We start from the raw sequence: 20,051 nt of genomic DNA, 5'->3' as shown, positions 1-20,051 counted from the left end.
CGGACGGAGCGACCTCGCCGGCGGGCGGTCAGTCCTTCCCGCCGGTGAGGCCATCGGCGACGATGTCGACCAGGAAGTCGAGGATCCTGTCGCGCAGCGCCGGTTCCCCGAGCCGTTCGCCGAACACCGGCACCAGCAGGACGCACTGCAGCACGCCGATGACGACCTCGGTGTCGGCCTCGACCAGTCGGCCCGCCTCCCGCTGCTCCTCGACGTAGCGGGTGAGCGCGGTGGCCGGGTTGTCGGCCATCGCGCTCACCCGCTCCGGGTCGAGCTTGCGGGCGACCGCCTGCATCTCCTCGGGATGGGTCATCAGCCGCCGCCACAGCGGGTTGGTCGTCAGCTCGCCGAGGGTGGCGCGCAGGAACCGGCGCAGCGCTTCGCCGGTGTCTTCCTCGGCGAGCAGCGCGCGGTCGATCACCGCCCGCTTGACCTCGCCGGTCTGCTTCAGCATCAGCTCCAGGTACAGCGCTTCCTTGGAGTCGAAGAAGGCGTAGAAGCTGCTCTTGGCGATCCCCGCCGGTGCGACGAGTTCGTCCAACGAGGTCTTGCGCAGTCCCTGCGCGGTGAACAGCCGGTACCCGGCGTCCATGAGCTCCCCGGTGATGCGGGCCTTCTCCTCGGCCGAGAACGCTGGTGGCATCGCTGACTCCTCGCTGCGAACTGAACGCCCTCATGTTTTCAGGCGGGGCGTGCGATCAGGACCGAAGGGCCAGCCGCAGTCCTCGCCGGTGGGCGATCACGACGATCACGGCGGTCATCGCCACCGCGCCTAGCCCCAGCGGGACGACGGTCGCCAGCCCGTCGGTGCCCGAGTTGGCGATCGTCCACGCGATCTTCAGCGCGAGCCCGCCGTCGATGACGACCAGCCCCCAGCCCAGCGAGCGGTGCCAGAACGCGGCGCACAGCCCGGCGATCAGCGCGGGGATCAGCGGCAACGTCACCCACGTGATCCACGTCGGATCGGTGAACAGCTCCTTCTCCATCTCCAGCACGCCCGCGATCCGCGGATCGATCTCGGTCGGCGCGGGGAACCAGAAGAAGCTCGACACCATCGCCACGATCGTCGCCGCCAGCCAGAGCGGGCGTCGCGTCCAGCAGAAGCAGGCGATCGGCAGGAAGAACAACGGCCGGATGTACCAGCTGACCGGGTTGAGGTGCCGCGGCCACGCCCAGGCCAGGAAGTCGGTGACCAGGTCCACGATGACCCCTTCGTCCACGGACGGGAGGAACCCGCCTCTCGTGAACATAAAACCAAACTGGGTTTTTGTTTTCAACAGCGCGTCGCCGTAGTGGGCAGGCCTCCTGGTGCCGAGGCGTCCCGCGGTGCGGGCCGGAGCACTGGGGCGGCTCCGGCCCGCGTGGTCAGAAGCCGACCTGGTCCTTGCCCTTGAGCTGGAGGATCTCGCGGGCTTCGTCGGGGGTGGCGACCTCCAGGTTCAGGGCTTCCAGCACGGTGCGGATGCGGGTCACCTGGTCGGCGTTGGTCTTGGCCAGCTCGCCCGGGCCGATCCACAGCGAGTCCTCCAGGCCGACGCGCACGTGCGAGCCCTGGGCCGCACCGATGGTGGCCAGCGGGATCTGGTTGCGGCCGGCACCCAGGATCGACCACTGGTAGGAGTCGCCGAACAGGCGGTCGGCGGTGCGGCGCATGTGCATCAGATCCTCGGGGTGCGCACCGATGCCGCCCAGCAGGCCGAAGACCGACTGCACGAACAGCGGACCCCGGACCAGGTCGCGCGAGGCGAAGTGCGCCAGGTTGTTGAGGTGCGCGATGTCGTAGCACTCGAACTCGAACCGGGTGCCGTTCGCCGCGCCGATGGCCAGGATCGCCTCGATGTCGGCAAAGGTGTTCTTGAAGACCAGGTCCCGGCTCTTCTCCAGGGCCTCCCGCTCCCAGTCGTGCCGGAACTCCGCGAAGCGGTCCAGCATCGGGTACAGGCCGAAGTTCATCGAGCCCATGTTCAGCGACGCGAGCTCGGGCTTGAACACCGCGGCCGGGCGCATCCGCTCCTGCACGGTCATGTGCGGTGAGCCGCCGGTGGTGATGTTGACGACCGCGTCGGTGTGGGCCTTCAGCTGCGCCAGGATCGGTTCGAAGTGGGCGGGGTCCTGCGACGGCCTGCCGTCCTCGGGGTCGCGGGCGTGCAGGTGCACGATCGCCGCTCCCGCCTCGGCGGCGCCCAGCGCGGCCTCGGCGATCTCGGTCGGCGAGACCGGCAGGTGTTCGGACATCGACGGGGTGTGGATCGCGCCCGTCACCGCGCACGTGATGATGACCTTGCGGTTGGTAGCCATCCGCGTCAGACCTCCACAGTGGATCAGTAGAGCTTCTCGGTGTTTCCGTCGACGGCCATCGCTTGACCGTTGACGTTGCGGGCGAGCGGGCCGGCCAGGAACGCGGCCATGTCCGCGATGTCCTCGGCGGTGACCAGCCGGCGCATCGACGACTGGTCCTGGTAGGCGGCCGCGATCTCCGCCACGGGCCTGCCCAGCATCTCGGCCTTCGCCTCGATGACCGCGCGGATGCGGGGGCCGTCGACCGCGCCGGGGCAGATCGCGTTCGCCCGGATCCCCTCCGGGCCGAGCTCGATGGCCAGCGTCTTGGTGAAGCCCACGACCGCCCACTTCGACGCCGAGTACGCGCTGCGCCCGGCCATGCCGAGCCGACCGGCTGCCGAGGACAGGTTCACGATCGACGCCCCGGCCGACTCGCGCAGCAGCGGCAGCCCGTGCTTCACGCAGTAGAACTGGCTGTGCACGTTGACCTCGAAGGTCCGCGCCCACGCCGCGCTGTCCAGGGTTTCCACCGGCCCGGTCGGACCGGCGATGCCCGCGTTGTTGACCAGCACGTCCAGGCCGCCGAGCTCCGCGCGCACGGCGCCCATCAGCTCCTCGACCTGGGCCTCGCTCGAGGCGTCCGAGACCAGGGCGGCCAGGCCGCGAGCCCGGGCGGCCCGGACCGCGTCCTCGTTGATGTCGGTGACGAGCACGCGGGCCCCCAGCCCGGCGAACCGGTCGGCGATGGCCAGCCCGATGCCGTCCGCGCCCGCCGTGACGAGCACCCGCTTCCCCGTGAAATCCACTTCCCGCACCTCTCCTGGAAAATCCTGCGTCACGAACGCTTCTCGCCGTACTTGAGGAAGAACGACAGCGCGGTGCCGACGGCGCACACTCCGACCACGAACCACAGGCCCGACAGCTTGCTGCCGGTCAGGTCCTCCATCGCGCCCATCACGTACGGGCCGAGGAATCCGCCGAACAGCCCGATGGTGTTGACGAACGCGATGCCACCGGCCAGCGTCGCCCCGCTCAACCGGGACGCCGGGAAGGTGAACAGGATCGGCTGCATCGCGAAGAACGAGAACGCGCCGAGGCAGAACCCGATGAGGCCGACGACCGGACCGGACACCGCGCCCAGGGCGAAGCCGACGCAGATCCCGCCCATCGTGATGCTGATCAGCTTCCGGGAGGCGTTGCCGCTGGTGGCCAACCGCGGCACCAGGAACGCGCCCAGCCCGGCGAAGATCCACGGGACCGAGGTCAGCAACCCGATCTGCAGCGTCGACAGCTCGCCGTAGGTGCCGATGATCGACGGCAGGAAGTACGACAGCGCGTACACCGCGATCTGCTGCGACAGGTAGACCGCCACCACCAGCAGGATCTGCTTGTCCCGCCACACCTGGCGCATGCTGTGCGTGCCGGAGGCCTCGGCGCCCGCCTCGTCCTCGGCGGCGATGCGCCGTTGGAGGTCCTGGGCCTCGGCCGAGGTCAGGAACGTCGCCTGGTCCGGCCGGTCGGGCAGCTTCTTCCACACCACGAACGCCAGCAGGCAGGCCGGCAGCCCCTCGATCAGGAACATCCACTGCCAGCCGTGCATGCCGCCGAGACCGTCGAGACCGAGCAGCAGGCCGCCCAGCGGGGGACCGAGGATGCTCGCCGTGGACACGCCGAGCAGGAACAGGCCGTTGGCCTTGGCGCGGTCGGCGCGGGTGAACCACTGCGTCAGGAAGTACATGACGCCTGGGAACAGGCCCGCTTCGGCCGCGCCGAGCAGCATCCGCATGACGTAGAACGACCACTCGCCCTGCACGAAGGCCATCCCGGCGGAGATGAGACCCCAGGTGATCATGATCCGGGTGATCCAGAACCGCGCTCCGACCCGGTGCAGGATCAGGTTCGACGGGATCTCCGCCAGCGAGTAGGTGATGAAGAACAGCCCGGCGCCGATCCCGTAGGCGGTGGCGGAGATGCCCAGGTCGATCTGCAGCTGTTCCTTGGCGATACCGATGTTGGTCCGGTCCAGGAAGCTGATGATGTACGCCCCGATGAGCAGCGGGAGCAGCTTGCGGAAGATGACTCTGTTCAGCTCGCGCGGCGGGCGGACCACCGGTTCCGCGGCGTTTTTCGGCATGGCGTGACCTTCGGTTCCGTTCCAGGTTCCTGGATGCTCGAGTGTTCGGGATCCGCTTCTCAGCGGCGGGAATCGGCGGCTTCTGGTGCGCAACCGCAGGTGCGGCCGATGTGCAGGCGGTGCGCGCAGACCAGCGATTGGTAGCTGTTGGACGGTTTTTCCATGCGCTTGAGCAGCATTCCGAAGGCCTCGCGGCCCATCTCCTCGTGCGGCTGCATCACGGTGGTGAGCCCGATCAGCCCGGACATGCTGTGCGGGATGCCGTCGTGCCCGGTCACCGCGACGTCCTCGGGAATCCGGATTCCGCGTTCGACGGCGTACTCCAGGACGCCGATCGCCTGCTCGTCGCTGCCGCACAGGACGGCGCTCGGCGGGTCGTCGCCGGCGAACAGCCGCGCCGCCGCGCGGCGGCCGCCATCGCTGTCGAGCTCGGTGCTGATCTTCCGGTCGCCCCTGATGTCGATGCCGTGCGCGCGGGCGGTCGACACGAAGGCCTGCTCCCGGGCCAGCGACGCCGAGGAGAACCGCGGCCCGATCACGACGGCGATGTCGGTGTGGCCGTGCGCGAGCACGTGCTCCATCAGCGACGTCGCCGCGGCGGCGTCGTCGATGCCGACGAAGTCGCCCTCCAGGTACTGGGACCGCCGCGACAGGTAGACGTACGGGATCCGGGCGGCGCGCAGCGTCCGCAGCGCGGTGGCGTCCTCCCGGAACGCGGCGCTCAGGACGACTCCGTCGACGTTGCGGTGCACCAGGCTGGTGGAGACCTTGCCCAGCGTCCGCAGGTCGTCCTGGGTGGTCGCGACGAACACCTCGTACCCGGCCTCGGCGGCCGCGGACACGATGCTCTGCGCGAACCGCGGGTAGGTCGGGTTGATGATGTTGGGTTGCACCAGCCCGATCACGCGGGTCCGGTTCGGGTCGGCCGGCTTCCTCCGGTTCGGCGGTCGGAAACCGAGCTCGTCGGCGACGGCGAGGATGTGCCGGCGAGTGGCCGGCGCGACCCCGCTCTTGCCGTTCATCACGTAGGAGACGGCGGCGGTGGACACCCCGGCGGCACGGGCCACCGCGGCCGCCGAGACGGTGCCCGGTCGGCGCGCGGAGCGACGAGTCGCGATCTCCACAGCCGAGTCTCCCTTGACGTGATGCGGATCTCCGATCCAGCCAGAACCTAAGTCGCCCGCTGAACGTTAAGCAACATTAAGTCCGCACCCGCCCTGACCAGCAGCGCGTGCGGAGCGAATCCGCACGAACCCGCGGCCGGTGCCGGACTCGCCCGAGCCGTGACGCGGTGCGTTCCGGCACGGCGCGGGCGTACGGGCCTCCGGGATTTCGGTACGTTGGTCGTGCAGCGCTGGATCTTCGATGGGAGCTCGGGTGGGACTCTTCGGCGGGATGATGGGCAACGCCTCGCGGACCGATCCGCGGGCGGCGGCGCAGGAGTTCGGGCGCCTGCTGGCGCAGGGGGAGGAGATCCACGCCGCCTACCAGCTGATCCGGGACTCGTTCCTGTTCACCGACCGGCGCCTGATCCTCGTCGACAAGCAGGGCGTGACCGGTCGCAAGGTCGAGTACCACTCGATCCCGTACCGCGCGATCACCCACTTCTCGGTGGAGACCGCGGGCACCTTCGACCTCGACGCGGAGCTGAAGATCTGGCTCTCCGGCACGGCCGAACCGATCGCGAAGCAGTTCGGCAAGGGCGTCGACGTCTACGAGGTCCAAGCCCTCCTGAGCACCTTCATCCGCTGACCCGGTTCCCGCTGCGACTTGAAGCTCCGCGGGGGACCTCCTGGCACGCGCAAGCCCCGGCCGACGGGTGACCGTTGGCCGGGGCTTTCGTCCTCCTCGGGAGCGGCCGGGCGCGCGGCTGTCCCGGGGACGAGTGAATTAGCTGGTCAGCGGTGTTCTCCCATCCCGGGACGGCGACGGGACGCCAACGCCTTGTTGCTCCGTTCGGGGACTGCCATCGTTTCTCGCCAGGCAGCCGCGTTCCGCGTTCTGGGGGTGGAACCGGATTCCTGCGGGGCCGCTTCGCGGATCCCGCGCGGTGTTCTCGCCGCGGCTGCCGAGCCACGGAACGAGGAGAGGCAAGCATGGGGGAAGACGGACAGTTCGCCGCTCTGGGGGCGGCGGCCGATCGATCGGTCGCGGTGATCGGGATGGCCTGCCGGGTTCCCGGCGCGACCGGGCCCGAGGAGTTGTGGAGGTTGCTGAGCTGCGGCATCGACGCCACCGGCCCGACGCCGCCGGAGCGCTACGACGCCGATGCCCTGCACGCGCCGGGAGCGGTGCCGGGCAGGATCGCCGCGCGTCGCGGCGGGTACGTCGACGGCGTTGCGGACTTCGACGCCGAGTTCTTCGGCATGTCGGCGGCCGAGGCGGTCGAACTCGACCCGCAGCAGCGGTTGCTGCTGATGACGGCCTGGGAAGCGCTGGAGGACGCGGGCCAGCGGCCCGACCTGCTGGCGGGCAGCAGAACGGGCGTCTTCGTCGGCAGTTCCCGCGCCGACTACCTGGAGAACGCCCTCCAGCGGGGACCGGAGGCCGCGACCGCGGCGCAGTTCAACAACGTGCGGTCGCTGCTGCCCGCCCGGTTGTCGCACTTCTTCGACCTGCGCGGGCCCAGCGTCGTGGTCGAAACCGCCTGCTCGTCGTCGCTGGTGGCGGTGCACCAGGCGGTGCAGAGCCTGCGCGCCGGGGAGAGCCCGCTCGCGCTCGTCGCGGGCGTCAACCTCCCGCTCCGGCCGCACGAAGGAATCATGATGTCGCAGGCCGGCGGCATGGCCCGCGACGGCCGCAGCAAGTTCGGCGCTGCCCTCGCCGACGGCCACTCGCCGAGCGACGCGGTGTCCGTCGTCGTGCTCAAGCCGCTGACCGCGGCTCTCGCCGACGGCGACCGGGTGCGGGCCGTCATCGCGGGCAGCGCCATCGGCAACGACGGCCGCACCAGCGACACGGTGCTGAACCCGTCGCTGACCGGGCAGCGCGAGGTGCTGGGCTGGGCCTACGCCGACGCCGCGATCGATCCGTCCGAAGTGGACTACGTGGAGGCGCACGGTTCCGGTTCGCCGCTGCTGGATCCGCTGGAGCTCACCGCGCTGGGTCAGGTCCTGGGCGCCGGGCGGCCCGCCGACCGGCCGCTGCTGGTCGGCTCGGTCAAGACGAACATCGGGCACGCGGAGGCCGCGGCGGGCCTGACCGGGCTGATCAAGGCGGTGCTGTGCCTGGAGCACGGCCAGATCCCGGCCAGCCTGCACGCCGGAACACCGAACCCGGCGGTGGCTTGGGACGAGCTGCCGCTGGAGATCCCGGCCGAGCTGCGCGACCTGCCCGAGCTGGGACGACCCGCCGTCGCCGGGGTTTCCGCGCAGGGCTCCACCGCGCTGAACGCGCACGTGGTGCTGCTGCAGGCCGAAACGCGCGAGTCCCAGGTGGCGGAGGAGCGAACCGACGAGCCGCGGCTGCTCGCGCTGTCGGCTGAAACGCCGGAGGCACTCGCCGCGCTGGCCCGCGCGTACGCCGCCTACCTCGCGCCCGGCGGGCGGGGAGCCGCGTTCGCACTGCACGACATCTGCCGCAGCGCGGCCATGCGCCGCCAGCACCTCAAGCACCGCCTCGCGGTCGTCGGGCGCTCGCACGCGGAGCTGATCGACGCGCTCAGCGGAACGGGCGGCCAGACCGATCCCGCCATGGCCGAGATCGCCTACCGGTACCGGGCCGGTGGCGCGCTGGACTGGGACGAGGTGTTCGGCGGCGGGGGCGCGTTCGTCCCGCTGCCCACCTACCAGTGGCAGACCAAGCGCTACTGGCCCGGCGAGCAGCACGACGAGGACGACCTGGCGACCTGGATCCTCGGCAGGCACAGCCGCACCGACTTCCACGCCGGTTCCGCGCTCGCCGACATCGGCATCGACTCGCTGGCCAAGCTCCAGCTGGTCATCGAGCTGGAGAAGCGGATCGGCCGCGAGGTCGACCTCGCGGCGCTCGACCGGCTGCGCACCGTCGGCGACCTGCGCCGGTGGACCAGCGAACTGGAGGTGGCGGCACGATGAGCGAGCACGCCTATGACTGGTTCGCCCGCTCCGCCGACGCCTTCGGCGACCGCACCGCGCTGGAAGTCGCGGGGGAGGCGTTGACCTACGCCGAGCTGCGCGACCGGGCGGAACTGCTGGCCGGGCAGCTGTCCGGCACCCGCCGAGTCGGCCTGCTGGCGAGCCGTTCGGCGACCGCCTACGTCGGATACCTGGCCGCGCTGCGGGCCGGGGCGGCCGTCGTGCCGCTCAACCCGGAGCACCCGGCGTCGCGCATCCGCGGAGTCGTCGAGGCAGCCGGGATAGAACGCCTGATCACCGAAACGCCCTGCGGGGCAGCCGAAGTCCTGCCCGCAGCGTCCAGGGTTCGGGAGCTCGCGCCGGATGACATCGCCTACATCATCTTCACCTCGGGCTCGACCGGGACGCCGAAGGGCGTGCCGATCACGCACCGCAACCTCGCCGCCTACCTGCGGCAGGTGGCGCCCAGGTACGGGATCGGGCCGGGCAGCAGGGTTTCCGGCAACTTCGAGCTCACCTTCGACGGCTCGGTGCACGACCTGTTCGTCGCCTGGTCGCAGGGCGGCGCGCTGGTCGTTCCGCAGCGCGGCCAGCTGCTGGCCCCGGTGCGGCTGGTCAACGCCCTGCGGATCACGCACTGGTTCTCGGTGCCGTCGCTGATCTCGTTCGCCGCGCGTTCGGGCAGCCTCGAACCGGCGAGCATGCCGACGCTGGAGTGGAGCCTGTTCGGCGGCGAAGCCGTACCGCTCGACGCGGTGCGCCAGTGGAAGACGGCCGCGCCGGGCAGCGAGGTGGAGATCGTCTACGGCCCGACCGAGCTCACCGTCACCTGCACCTCGTACCGGCTGCCCGCCGATCCGGCGGACTGGCCCGAGACGCCCAACGGCATCGCGCCGATCGGCACCAGCTACCCGGAGCTGGAACACCTGGTGCTGGACGAGACCGGTGTTCCCGCCGAACGCGGCGAGCTGTGCTTGCGCGGCCCGCAGCGCTTCGGCGGCTACCTCGATCCGGCCGACGACGAAGGCCGTTTCGCACCGGGCGGCTGGTATCGCACCGGTGACCGGGTGGCGGTGCGGGACGGCGTCCTGATTCACCTGGGGCGCACCGACCACCAGGTCAAGGTCCGCGGCCACCGGATCGAGCTGGGCGAGGTCGAAGCGGTGCTGCGGCAGCTGCCCGGAGTCCGCGACGCGATCGTCCTCGCCGTGCCGACCGACGACGGCTCGCACGAGCTCGCGGCCGCGGTCAGCGGCACCGCGTGCGTTCCCGAGCAGCTCCACGCCGCGCTCGGCGACCGCCTGCCGCCCTACCTGCGGCCGCGCCGCATCACCGTCCTCGACCAGCTGCCGCTCAACGCCAACGGCAAGGTCGACCGGCGAGCCCTGCACGCCGAACTCGGGAGCTGACGCCATGTTCGACGCGATCGTCGTCGGGGCCCGCTGCGCGGGCTCACCGACCGCCATGCTGCTCGCCCGCGCGGGGCACCGGGTCCTGCTGCTGGACCGGGCTGCCTTCCCGTCCGACACCCTGTCCACGCACGTCATCCACCAGCCCGGTGTCGCGGCGCTGGCGAGGTGGGGCCTGCTGGACGCCGTGCGCGCCTCGGGATGCCCGCCGCTGGAGCACGCGCGCTACGAAGTCGCCGACATCCGCATCGAAGGCTGCGCGCGCGGGGTCGCCGGGCAGCGGGCCGGCTACGCGCCGCGCCGCCACGTCCTGGACACCATCCTGGTGGAAGCGGCGGTTTCGGCCGGGGCGGAGTTGCGCGAAGGCTGCCGGATCACCGGGCTGCTGCACGACGAGTCCGGGCGGGTCGTCGGCGTCGAAGGCGGCCACCGCGGCGCGCGCTTCGCGGAGCGGGCCCGCCTGGTGATCGGAGCGGACGGCATGCGCTCGGCCGTCGCCCGCTTCGCGCAAGCCCCGTACACCGCCCAGGACCCGCGGCTGACCTGCGCCTACTACTCGTACTGGGCCGATGTGCCGACCGGACTCGAACTCCACGAGAAGTCCGGGAGCTGGGTGGCCGCCGTGGCCACGCACGACAACGCGACCCTGGTGCTGACCTACTTCCCGCAGTCCCGCTTCGACGAGGTCCGCGCCGATCCGCTGCGCGCTCACCTGGACCAGGTGCGCCTCACCGCGCCCGCGCTGCACGACCGGCTGCGCGGCAAGCAACGGGTCGAGCGGCTCCGCGGCACCGGCGACCAGCAGAACTTCTTCCGGCAGGCGGCCGGGCCCGGCTGGGCGCTGGTGGGCGACGCCGGGCACCACAAGGACTCGATCACGGCCCGGGGGATCAGCGACGCCTTCCGGCAGGCGGAGCTGCTGGCGCAGCGCGCGGGCGGCCTGCTCACCGGTGATCCCGCCGTGCTCGACGCGGCCCTCCGGCAGTACGCGGCGGATCGCGACGCCGCGCTGACACCGGGTTATGCCTCGACGCTGGAGGTCGCGAGGCTGGCGCCGCCGAACGACCACCGCCTCGCGCTGCTGCGGGCGGTGCAGGCGGACCCGGAACTCACCTCGATCTACTTCGACCTGTTCGCGGGCATCGGCACGGCAGCCGATCTCCGCGTCCCGAAACTGCTGGAACTGCTGGGCGCACCGGCGTGAACCGCACAGCTCAGGTCAGCAGCACGGGTCGGCCGGTGATCTCCATCGGTTCCCGCGGATCGACCGGGGCGCTGGTGCCGTCCAGCCGCCGGACCAGCGTGGTGCCCGGTTCGGGCGTCATCCGCGCGGTGCCCTCGTGCGTCCAGCGGATGACGAACGGCTTGCCCTGCCGGGTGAACCGGCACTGCCAGACGTTGCCCGGCAGGCCCGCTTCCGGCCCGTGCCCGCAGGAGTCGATCTTCGCGTCCGCCAGCCAGCGGGTCAGCTCGCCGACGAACCGACCGGCCTTGGTCGGCTGGAACCCGTTGGTCTGCAGCACGATGGGCACCCGGTCGCCGCCCCAGCTGTAGAAGTAGAAGCGGTCGTACCAGCGCCAGAGCGAGACCAGGTAGGAGCGGACCGCGTAGTCGGCGGCGAGCTCCGGCTCGACCCGCTCCTGCTGCGTGACCTCGGTGCCCCAGCCGGTGGCCCACAGCTTCGGCCCGATCAGCGCGCGGGCCAGGGTCTGGTCGATCTGCCTGGTGAGCTCCATCATCGTCTCGGGCGGGTCCGAAGCGTTGCGCGGGTACAGCTTGACCGCGGCGTAGTCGCAGTGGCTGTACCCGCCCAGCTCGGCGAAGCGCTGCATCACCAGCTGGTTCTCGGGTTCCCACAGGCCGGTGAAACCGGGGCAGACGACGTTGGCGTCCGGGTCCAGCTCGCGGATCACGTCACCGGCGATCCGCGTCATGGCCACCAGCGTCTCGACCGGGCCGTCGAAGAACGGCGGGGTGCCGATGTCCCACAGCTCGTAGGACTCGATGCGCCCGCCAGCGTGGTTCACCAGGGCGCGCACGAATCGCTCCCAGTCGGCCAGGTCGTCGGGCGGGCTGGTCCGGGAACCGTCGGTGTATGGCGTCCGCCTGCCGTTCGGGGCAGACCACCCCGGCGCGCCGCCGAAGACGTAGACCACCGGCAGCCCGGCGGCTCCAGCGCCGTCGAGGTGCCGGTCCAGGACCGTCCAGTCGAACCGGCCGCGTTCCGGTTCGAGCACCTGCCACCGGGTCTTCGAGTCCCACAGCCGCACCGAACCGACCGGGAAGGTGGGCATGGCGCCGGTGGCGCTGTTGATGGTGACCCCGACGAAGCCGGGCGAGACGGAACCCGGGTTGTATGTCCAGTTGGGCGCGGCGATGTCGCGCTGAGCGGGGATCTCGGTGCGGTTGACGTTCTCCGGCAGGTACGCGTAGGCCCCGGCGATCGCGACGACCGCCACCGCGGCGGCGGCCAGCCACCAGCGGCGCCGCTTCGGAGCCGGAGCCGGAGCCGGTTCGGACGTCGCTTCGGCAGCTGCTCCGGCTTCGGGCTCCACCACGTCGTTCGCCTGGTCCCACAGGCGGTACAGCTCGGAGAGGGCATCGCGATCGGCGCCGCACACCTTCGCGATCAGCTCCACGGTGCCGAAGCTGGCGGGCACGCTCTGCCCGCTGCAGTACCGGTGCACGGTGGACCGGCCGAGGTGGGCCCGGTCCCCGATCTGCTGGTAGCTGTAGCCGCTGGAACGCTTCAGCTCGTTGAGCGCCTCCGCCAGTGTTCCGGTACCCGCTGGTCGACTCATGCAGCCCCCCGGTCCGCCGACATCACCGGACAGGAGTGTCGCACGGGATCACCCGGGCAGAAGCGGATTTCCCCGGAAGTGGAGGTTTCTCCCGGTAGCCGCGAAAACGGCTGCTCGGGAGGAATTTTCGCGGTGGCGCTCGGCGGCCGACCGCTCCGCTCCAGCGCGACGGGCCATCGGGACCCGGGAATCGGTCGTGGTCGGGAAGAGCGTTGCCGCGCTTGGATTCCGAAACCGCGAGGCACCGGGTTGGATGAACCGCACGACGGACTCCACAGTGGACGAGGTGGTGCGCGGAACAGGCGGCGAAGTCCTGGCGGTGTCCGCCGCTGCGGCGCTTGACCATCTGGGGGAACGTCGGTCAAGCGCCGCAGCTCAGGAACCGGCCGCAGAAGCGGCGAACTCGGCGGCCGGCATATTCGGTCGCGAACGTCACTCGCGTGTCTCTACGGTAGGTGCCGAGATGGCATATACCAAACGGTTTCGGAATATGCCACCCCTTTGAGCGACCGGCGAAATCCGCGCCGCCGCCCGCCGGGCAGCCGTCCTCGCCTGGACGAACACCCGCTGACCTGCGAGATCGCGCGGTGAATCGGCTAACCGCCGCCCCGGGAGCTCCGGCGCTGTTCGGCGCGGTGGGCGAGAGTGCTGACGATGCGCTGCCAGGCGGGTGCCGCTTCGGAGATCCGGGAGACGACCAGCCGCAGGTAGCCCGGCTGCTCGCCGTCCTCCTCCTGCTCGGCGGCCCGCGCGTCGAGCTCGTCGATGAGCCGGTCCACGCGCGGGTCGTGCGGCTCCCAGTCGACCGACCGGTCGCAGGCGAGGTACAGGCGCACCACCTCGGGATCGTCGAGACCGGCGTCCTTCTCCCGGAGCCGCCGCGGCACGACCTGCGGATCCAGCGCCAGCATCAGGATCCACGAGTCCCGTTCGAGCCGGATCCTCGACTCGCTGATCCCGAGCGCGCGCATCCGCTCCAGGACGGCGACCACCTCCGGGGGCAGGACGAGCCGTTCGCCGCTGTCCAGCCGAGCGATCCGGCGGCGGTACTCGGCCAGCTGGTCGATCTTGCGCTGCAGTTCGGCGTCGATGTCGGTGATGGCGGCCGCGAACTCGGCCGGCTGCGCGTGCAGCAGCGCGTCGATGCGCGCCAGCGGCACGCCGGCGTCGGTGAGGGTCCTGATCCGGATGAGGTCCACGGCTGCCTGCGCGCTGTAGCGGCGGTAGCCCGAGGCATCGCGCTCGGGTTCGGGGAGCAGGCCGACGTGGTGGTAGTGGCGGACGGTGCGCACGGTCACGCCGGCGGTCTTCGCGAGCTGGCTGATCGTGAGCACCGTTCTCCTTCGCGTCTCGTGCCGAGTCTAGGGGCGGGCGGCCCGGTCGATGACGTCGCGGATCGCCTGGACGACGGCGTCGGGGTGGTCGAAGCAGAGCCGGTGGTGGCCGGTGCCGGAGAGCAAGCGTTGCTCCCCGCGCGGGACCGAGCCCACCAGCGCCGCGTCCATCCTCTTCCGGCCGTCGTGCACCTCCTGCTCGGCGGGGTCGGAGCCCAGCACGCTGAGCGCGATCAGCGGAACGTCGGGGAGGCCCGGCCCGGCCCGCAGCTCGTCGGCGAGAGCGACCAGCCCGGTGCGCTCGGCGACGCCGACGCGGAGCCACTCGTCGCTGGTGCGGGCATCGATCAGTGCCTGCCGCAGGTGCTCGGGGTAGGCCGCGTACATGTCGGCGTACTCCTCGCGCAGAGCGGGGCGCAGCTGCTTCACCTGCTCCAGGTCGGCCATCCGCTCGGCCGCCGCGAGACTCGCGGTGGGCGGCATGAAGTCGTCCCAGTCGCGGTGCAAGGCGTCCAGCCAGACCAGCCCGGCCACGTCCTGCGGGTGCAGCTGCGCGAACCGGTGCGCGTAGAGGCCGCCGAGGGAGTGCGCGACCAGGACGTACGGGCCCGGGACGCCCTGAGCGGCCAGCAGCCGGTGCAGTTCCGCGGCGACCTCGGCCGCGGTGCGCGGCAGCGGGAGGTGGTCGCTGTACCCGGTGCCGCCCCGGTCGTACACGACGGCGGTGGTGAACTCCGAAACCCGCTGCTGCACGAGGAAGTAGTCCAGCCCGACGGCGCTGGCGCCGGGGAGGAACACGACGGCCGGGCCGCCGCTGCCCGACCGGTGCGCGAAGAGCCGTCGGCCGTCGATCTCCTGGAAGTCCCCGACCGGTGGGACGGGGCTGCTGTTGTTCGTCACGTCCTGGAGCCTCCAACCCTGACGCAGGGTCAAGGTCAACCCGCTCCGGAGGGGCGCCCGGCCGCTGAAAAGCGGGCGCCGACCGGCGTGCGGCCGGTCGGCGCCCTGGTGTTGCTGTGTCGGGGGTTATCCCGTCGTCAGGTCAGTTGCCCGCGAAGGACGAGGCGTCGCCACCGAAGCCGCCGCCACCGTTGCCCGCGGAGGCGTTGCCGCCGTCACCGCTGGACAGGGCGCTGATGCCGCTGAGGACGTTCACGCCGACCCCACCGTTGCCACCGGCACCGTGGCCACCCACAGCGCTGGAGGACGAGTGGTCGCCCCCGTGGCCGCCGGCGAAGGCGGGGGACCCGATGGCCAGCGCGGCGGCGCAAGCGGCGGTGACACCGATAAGGCGAAGGGTAGTGCGCATTGCTTGAACTCCCATCCGTGTTCTGATCTTCACCGCGTCGGCAGCTGTCCCGGGGTTCCGGGAACTTGGGGGGTGCGCCGACCGGCAGTAGCTACGTTTGCACCGCTTCCGAGTGCGCGCTTCGGCTGCCACACCAAAGAGAATCTCAGCCACCCGTGCGGGCCATCGGGCTGCGTCGACCGGGTGTGTCCGGCCAGGTGGAAGGTGAAAAGCATTGGCCATGACCGGAAATCCGAAAGATTCTGCCGGTTGGTCCGGGCGCGCGCCGGTCCGCCGGCGGCTCGGGTGTTCCCTGCGGGTGCCTGCTCTTCGACCGCTGCGCTGAGTGGAGGTTCGCATCGACGACCGGCTCAACGGCTCTGTCTTCCAACGGGTTTCGGGAACGCCCTCGGGAGATGTCCGTAATGCCTGAATTCTGCGAAGTGGTGGTCGTCTGGTCGGGTGCCGCGGCCGGGGTGTTCCGGAGTGGACTTCTTGATCTCACCCGAACGTGTACTTGCCTCCGGTGGAGATCGATAGGTAGTCGATCGGGGTCCGTTTCGGTGATGAAAACCAGTGCACCGCAACGTTTTCTGGTGGACTGGCAGTTCGCTGCCGAGTGAGGTGAGCTGTCCGCTCCGGCGGACTTCCGGAGCTCCGCGAAGTCCGTGCAAACAGGACGTTCTTGATGTGACGACCGGAGATCAGGAGTGCCGATGGAGCCATCACCCCGACGCGCCGGACGTGGCGCTGTGTCGTTTCCCCGCGCTCGTGGTACCCAGCGTGCCATGCCCAAGGAGATGGACCATGGAACGCTCCCGCTTACGGCTGCCCAGACGGGTGTGTGGTTCGCCCAGGAGTTCGATCCGGCCAATCCCATGTACCGAGCCGCGGAAGCGGTGGAGATCAGCGGCCCGCTGGACGTGCCGCTGCTCGAAGTCGCGTTGCGGCAGGCCGTCGGCGAGACCGAGGCGCTCCGCGCCCGGTTCGACAGCGACGGTCGTGACCGGGTCTGGCAGACGGTGGAACCGATGCTGGACTGGGTGCTGCCGCAGGTGGACCTGCGCGGGGCCGCTGATCCGCAGGCCGCGGCCGAGGAGTGGATGCGGGCCGAGCTGAGCTCGCCGGTGAGCCCCCGGAGCTCGCCGCTGTTCTCCTTCGCGGTGCTGCGGACCGGGCAGGAGCGCTTCACCGTCTACTTGGCGCTGCACCACATCCTCCTCGACGGCTTCGGCTTCTCGCTGTTCATCCAGCGCGTCACCGAGATCTACACGGCGGCCGAGGAAGGGCGGCCCTTCCCGCCGTGCCAGTTCGGCTCGCTGGCGCAGCTGCTGGCCGAGGAGGCCGCCTACGAGGTCTCGGAGCGGTTCGCCCAGGACCGCCAGTACTGGGCGGAGCAGCTCGCGGACTGGCCCAACGCGGACCGCTCGCGCCGGATGTCGTCCATCGTGCCCCGCAGCTTCCTCCGCGAGACCGGCTACGTCAGCCCGGAGGACGCAGCTGGCCTGCGAGCGCTGGCCCGGGCGGCGCGCACCGGCCTGCCCCCGGTCGCGATGTCCGCGCTCGCGCTGTACGTGCACCGCCTGTCGGGCAACGACGAGGTCACGCTGGACCTGCCGGTCAACGGCCGGTCCGGGAGCCTCGCGCGCAGCGTGCCGTCGATGGTGGTCAACGTGCTGCCGCTGCGAACCCGGATGACCTCGTCGACCACCGTCGCCGAGCTGATCCGCACCACCGCGGGCAGTGCGAAGGACCTGCTGCGCCACCAGCGCTACTCCTCGGCGCACATGGTGCGGGACCTGGGAATCGCGCACCACCGCGGCGGGTACCTCGGTGACTGGGGCATCAACATCATGACCCACGACACCCAGCTCCGGTTCGGCAGTCTCCCGGCGGTGCTGCGCAACCTCTCGAACGGTCCGGTGACCGGGCTCGGCGTCAACGTCTACGACCGGCCCGCCGACGGGTCGCTGCGGATCGACTTCAACTCGGACCCGTCGAAGTACGACCGCGCGACCACGGCCGCGCACCACCGCCGCTTCCTGGAGCTGCTGCACGTGCTGGCCGGCACCGATCCCGAGCAGCAGGTGGGCGCGATCGACCTGCTGTCGGCCGACGAGCGCGAGCTGGTGCTCGGCACCTGGAACGACACCCGGCAGGACGCACCGCCGGGCACCGTGCCGGAAATCTTCGAAGCCCAGGTCCGCGCGGATCCCGGTGCCACGGCGCTGGTCTGCGGGCCGGAGCGGCTGTCCGCCGCCGAGCTCAACGCCCGCGCCAACCGCCTGGCGCACCTGCTGGTCGAGCGCGGTGCCGAACCGGAAGCGCGCATCGCGGTGGCCCTGCCGCGCACCGCCGACTACCTCGTCGCGGTGCTGGCCGTGCTCAAGTCCGGCGCCACCTGCGTGCCGCTCGACCCGGGCCACCCGGCCGCCCGCATCCGCACCCTGCTGGCGGAAGTCCAGCCGATGCACGTGCTCACCACCGCCGAGATCGGCGCCGCGCTGCCCGCCGGGCACCCGCTGCTGGTGCTCGACGAGAGCACCACCGATCAGCAGCCGGACACCGATCCGGTCGGCACCCACCGGCCGGAGCACGCGGCGTACATCAACTTCACCTCGGGCTCCACCGGCGGCCCGAAGGGCGTGGTCGTCGAGCACCGCCAGCTCGCCAACCTCTTCCACGACCACCGGCGAGAGCTGATCGAGCCCGCGGGGCGACGGCTGCGCGCCGCGCTGACCGCGTCGTTCTCCTTCGACACCGCGTGGGAGAGCCTGCTGTTCCTGGCCGCGGGCCAGGAAGTGCACTTCATCACCGACGAGGTGCGCCTCGACCCGGTCGCGCTCGTGCGCTACTTCGACCGGCACCGGGTCGACTTCGCCGATCTCACCCCGTCCTTCCTGCGCCGCTTGCTGGCCGCGGGCCTGCTGTCCGGCGCGGAGAAGTTCCCGTGGCTGCTCATGGTCGGCGGCGAGGCGATCGACCCCGACCTCTGGGCGGAGCTGCGCGACTGCCCCGGCGTAGAGGCCTGGAACTACTACGGACCCACGGAATCCACTGTGGACGCCGTGTACGGCCGGATCGCGGGAGACCGGCCGCTCATCGGCCGCCCGGGGCACAACGTCCGCGCCTACGTGCTGGACAAGGCCATGCAACCGCAGCCGCCCCTGGTCCCCGGCGAGCTGTACCTGGGCGGTGCCCAGGTCGCCCGCGGGTACCTGAACCGGGACGAGCTGACCGCGCAGTGCTTCCTGCCCGATCCCTTCGGCCCGCCCGGCGCGCGCATGTACCGCACCGGCGACCTGGTCCGCTGGACGCAGGACGGCGAGCTCGAGTACCTCGGCCGCATCGACGACCAGCTCAAGATCCGGGGAGTCCGCATCGAACCCGGCGAGATCGAGGCCGTGCTCACCGAGCACCCAGGAGTGGTCGAAGCGGTGGTGACGGCGACCTCGGCCGCCGAGCCCGAGCTGGTCGCCCACGTGGTGCCGGGGCCGGAGCCGCTCGATGCGGCCGAACTCCGCGCGTGGACGGCGAAACGACTGCCCACCTCGATGGTGCCCTCGTCGTTCGTCCTGCTCTCCGAGCTGCCGCTGACGGTCCACGGGAAGCTCGACCACAACGCCCTGCCCGCGCCCGAAGCACGCGCCGGTCGCCGCCCCCGCACGCCCCGCGAGGAGCAGCTGTGCGCGCTGCTCGCCGATGTGCTGGGCGTCGGCGAGGTCACCATCGACGACGACTTCTTCGAACTGGGCGGGCAATCGCTGATGGCGGCCGAACTCGTCACCCGGCTCCGCACCGAGCTCCGCACCGAGGTGCCCCTCGGCGCGGTGTACGAGGCCCCGACGGTGGCCGAGCTGGCCTGCCTGCTGGAGCAGGAGTCCTCCTCGAACGCGTTCGAAGCGGTCCTGCCGCTCCGGCCGAGCGGCAGCCGGCCGCCGCTGTTCTGCGTGCACCCGGCGGGCGGGCTGAGCTGGTGCTACGCCGGTCTGCCGCGCCACCTGCCGGACGACCTGCCGGTGTACGGCCTGCAGCTGATCGGGCTGACCCGCGACGGCGGGCTGCCGTCGACGTTCGGCGAGCTGATCGAGGGTTACGTGCGGCAGATCCGCTCGGTGCAGCCGACCGGGCCGTACCACCTGCTGGGCTGGTCGCTCGGCGGCGCGCTGGCGCACGCCATCGCCGCTCACCTGCAGGCCGACGGCGAACTCGTGCCGCTGCTCGCCCTGCTCGACGCCCGCCCGATCGACCCGCAGGCCCACCGCGCCGAGCCCGAGCGCGAAGGCGTCCGGGCCCTGCTGTTCGAGGCAGCGGGCCTGCCGCCGGACGCCGACCACCACCCGGCGCTGGGCGAGGAGCAGCTCGCCGCGCTCACCACCGCGCTGCTCAACACTTCCCAGCTGGCCTCGACCTACGCGGAGTCCTGCTTCGACGGCGACCTGCTGTACTTCCGGGCGACCCGAGCCGACCACGTGTCCGACGGCGACGACTGGCGCTCGCGGATCACGGGCGCGGTGATCTCCCACGACCTCGAGTGCACGCACAACACCATCACCCAGACCGACCAGCTGGCGGTCATCGGAGGCCTGCTCACCCGCCACCTGCAGCGAGAACCGGCCGCAGCCACCACGGGAGGCTGATGCGCGGGCGGGGCCCGGATCACCTCGGGCCCCGCCTTCCAGGTGCTCGTGCGGAACCGCGGATTCCGGCTGATGCCGAGTGCTTCCGAGGGCATCCTGGCGGGAGATCC

The 20,051-nt window shown here is 71.2% G+C and carries 15 protein-coding genes; 5 read left to right on the top strand and 10 right to left on the bottom strand.

The window, feature by feature from the left end; all coding sequences use genetic code 11:
• Window positions 1-28: 28 nt before the first annotated feature.
• The 6 genes from C4T78_RS12205 to C4T78_RS12180 form a co-directional block, all read right to left on the bottom strand.
• The gene (locus tag C4T78_RS12205) at window positions 29-643 is read right to left on the bottom strand and encodes a TetR/AcrR family transcriptional regulator (RefSeq protein WP_093357281.1); all 615 of its coding nucleotides are present in this window, start codon (window positions 641-643) and stop codon (window positions 29-31) included.
• 55 nt (window positions 644-698) lie between these two features.
• Window positions 699-1,220, bottom strand: coding sequence for a hypothetical protein (locus C4T78_RS36375; protein ID WP_093357279.1), 522 nt, complete (start codon window positions 1,218-1,220; stop codon window positions 699-701).
• A gap of 145 nt (window positions 1,221-1,365) precedes the next feature.
• The gene (gene kce, locus C4T78_RS12195) at window positions 1,366-2,298 is read right to left on the bottom strand and encodes a 3,5-dioxohexanoate:acetyl-CoA acetone transferase (protein ID WP_093357277.1); all 933 of its coding nucleotides are present in this window, start codon (window positions 2,296-2,298) and stop codon (window positions 1,366-1,368) included.
• 23 nt (window positions 2,299-2,321) lie between these two features.
• Window positions 2,322-3,086 (bottom strand): SDR family oxidoreductase, encoded by a 765-nt coding sequence (locus C4T78_RS12190; RefSeq protein ID WP_093357276.1) that lies wholly within the window; start codon window positions 3,084-3,086, stop codon window positions 2,322-2,324.
• 29 nt (window positions 3,087-3,115) lie between these two features.
• Window positions 3,116-4,414, bottom strand: coding sequence for an MFS transporter (locus tag C4T78_RS12185; RefSeq protein WP_093357274.1), 1,299 nt, complete (start codon window positions 4,412-4,414; stop codon window positions 3,116-3,118).
• Window positions 4,415-4,473: 59 nt separating this feature from the next.
• Entirely contained in the window at window positions 4,474-5,538 is a 1,065-nt protein-coding gene (locus C4T78_RS12180; protein WP_093357272.1) for a LacI family DNA-binding transcriptional regulator, read from the bottom strand.
• Between the two features lie 253 nt (window positions 5,539-5,791).
• Here C4T78_RS12180 and C4T78_RS12175 point away from each other — a divergent pair, with 253 nt between their 5' ends.
• The 4 genes from C4T78_RS12175 to C4T78_RS12160 all read left to right on the top strand — a co-directional run bounded on the left by C4T78_RS12175 (window position 5,792) and on the right by C4T78_RS12160 (window position 11,082).
• Window positions 5,792-6,166 carry a PH domain-containing protein gene (locus C4T78_RS12175; RefSeq protein WP_093357271.1) on the top strand — a complete coding sequence of 125 codons (375 nt, stop codon included), beginning with the start codon at window positions 5,792-5,794 and terminating at the stop codon, window positions 6,164-6,166.
• Window positions 6,167-6,510: 344 nt separating this feature from the next.
• Window positions 6,511-8,469 (top strand): beta-ketoacyl synthase N-terminal-like domain-containing protein, encoded by a 1,959-nt coding sequence (locus tag C4T78_RS12170; RefSeq protein WP_093357270.1) that lies wholly within the window; start codon window positions 6,511-6,513, stop codon window positions 8,467-8,469.
• The gene (locus C4T78_RS12165; RefSeq protein ID WP_093357268.1) at window positions 8,466-9,878 is read left to right on the top strand and encodes an AMP-binding protein; all 1,413 of its coding nucleotides are present in this window, start codon (window positions 8,466-8,468) and stop codon (window positions 9,876-9,878) included. The genes C4T78_RS12170 and C4T78_RS12165 overlap by 4 nt, the downstream gene beginning before the upstream one ends.
• A 4-nt stretch (window positions 9,879-9,882) precedes the next feature.
• Window positions 9,883-11,082 carry an NAD(P)/FAD-dependent oxidoreductase gene (locus C4T78_RS12160; RefSeq protein ID WP_093357267.1) on the top strand — a complete coding sequence of 400 codons (1,200 nt, stop codon included), beginning with the start codon at window positions 9,883-9,885 and terminating at the stop codon, window positions 11,080-11,082.
• A 10-nt stretch (window positions 11,083-11,092) separates the two neighbouring features.
• On the opposite strand, the gene C4T78_RS12155 is transcribed toward C4T78_RS12160, so the two are convergent.
• The 4 genes from C4T78_RS12155 to C4T78_RS12140 form a co-directional block, all read right to left on the bottom strand.
• Window positions 11,093-12,679, bottom strand: coding sequence for a helix-turn-helix domain-containing protein (locus C4T78_RS12155; RefSeq protein ID WP_093357265.1), 1,587 nt, complete (start codon window positions 12,677-12,679; stop codon window positions 11,093-11,095).
• A gap of 596 nt (window positions 12,680-13,275) precedes the next feature.
• Window positions 13,276-14,013, bottom strand: coding sequence for a MerR family transcriptional regulator (locus C4T78_RS12150; RefSeq protein ID WP_093357264.1), 738 nt, complete (start codon window positions 14,011-14,013; stop codon window positions 13,276-13,278).
• Between the two features lie 27 nt (window positions 14,014-14,040).
• Window positions 14,041-14,913 carry an alpha/beta fold hydrolase gene (locus tag C4T78_RS12145; protein ID WP_093357262.1) on the bottom strand — a complete coding sequence of 291 codons (873 nt, stop codon included), beginning with the start codon at window positions 14,911-14,913 and terminating at the stop codon, window positions 14,041-14,043.
• Between the two features lie 142 nt (window positions 14,914-15,055).
• Window positions 15,056-15,322, bottom strand: a complete 267-nt coding sequence (locus C4T78_RS12140) for a hypothetical protein (protein WP_093357261.1) — start codon at window positions 15,320-15,322, stop codon at window positions 15,056-15,058.
• A gap of 767 nt (window positions 15,323-16,089) precedes the next feature.
• Here C4T78_RS12140 and C4T78_RS12135 point away from each other — a divergent pair.
• Window positions 16,090-19,941, top strand: coding sequence for a non-ribosomal peptide synthetase (locus tag C4T78_RS12135; protein WP_218161714.1), 3,852 nt, complete (start codon window positions 16,090-16,092; stop codon window positions 19,939-19,941).
• The last annotated feature ends 110 nt before the right edge of the window (window positions 19,942-20,051 follow it).

The organism is Saccharopolyspora kobensis, from assembly GCF_900108315.1.
Taxonomy (GTDB): Bacteria; Actinomycetota; Actinomycetes; order Mycobacteriales; family Pseudonocardiaceae; genus Saccharopolyspora; species Saccharopolyspora kobensis.
Note: the sequence above shows the minus strand (reverse complement) of the source record. Positions and strands in the feature narration are given on the sequence as shown.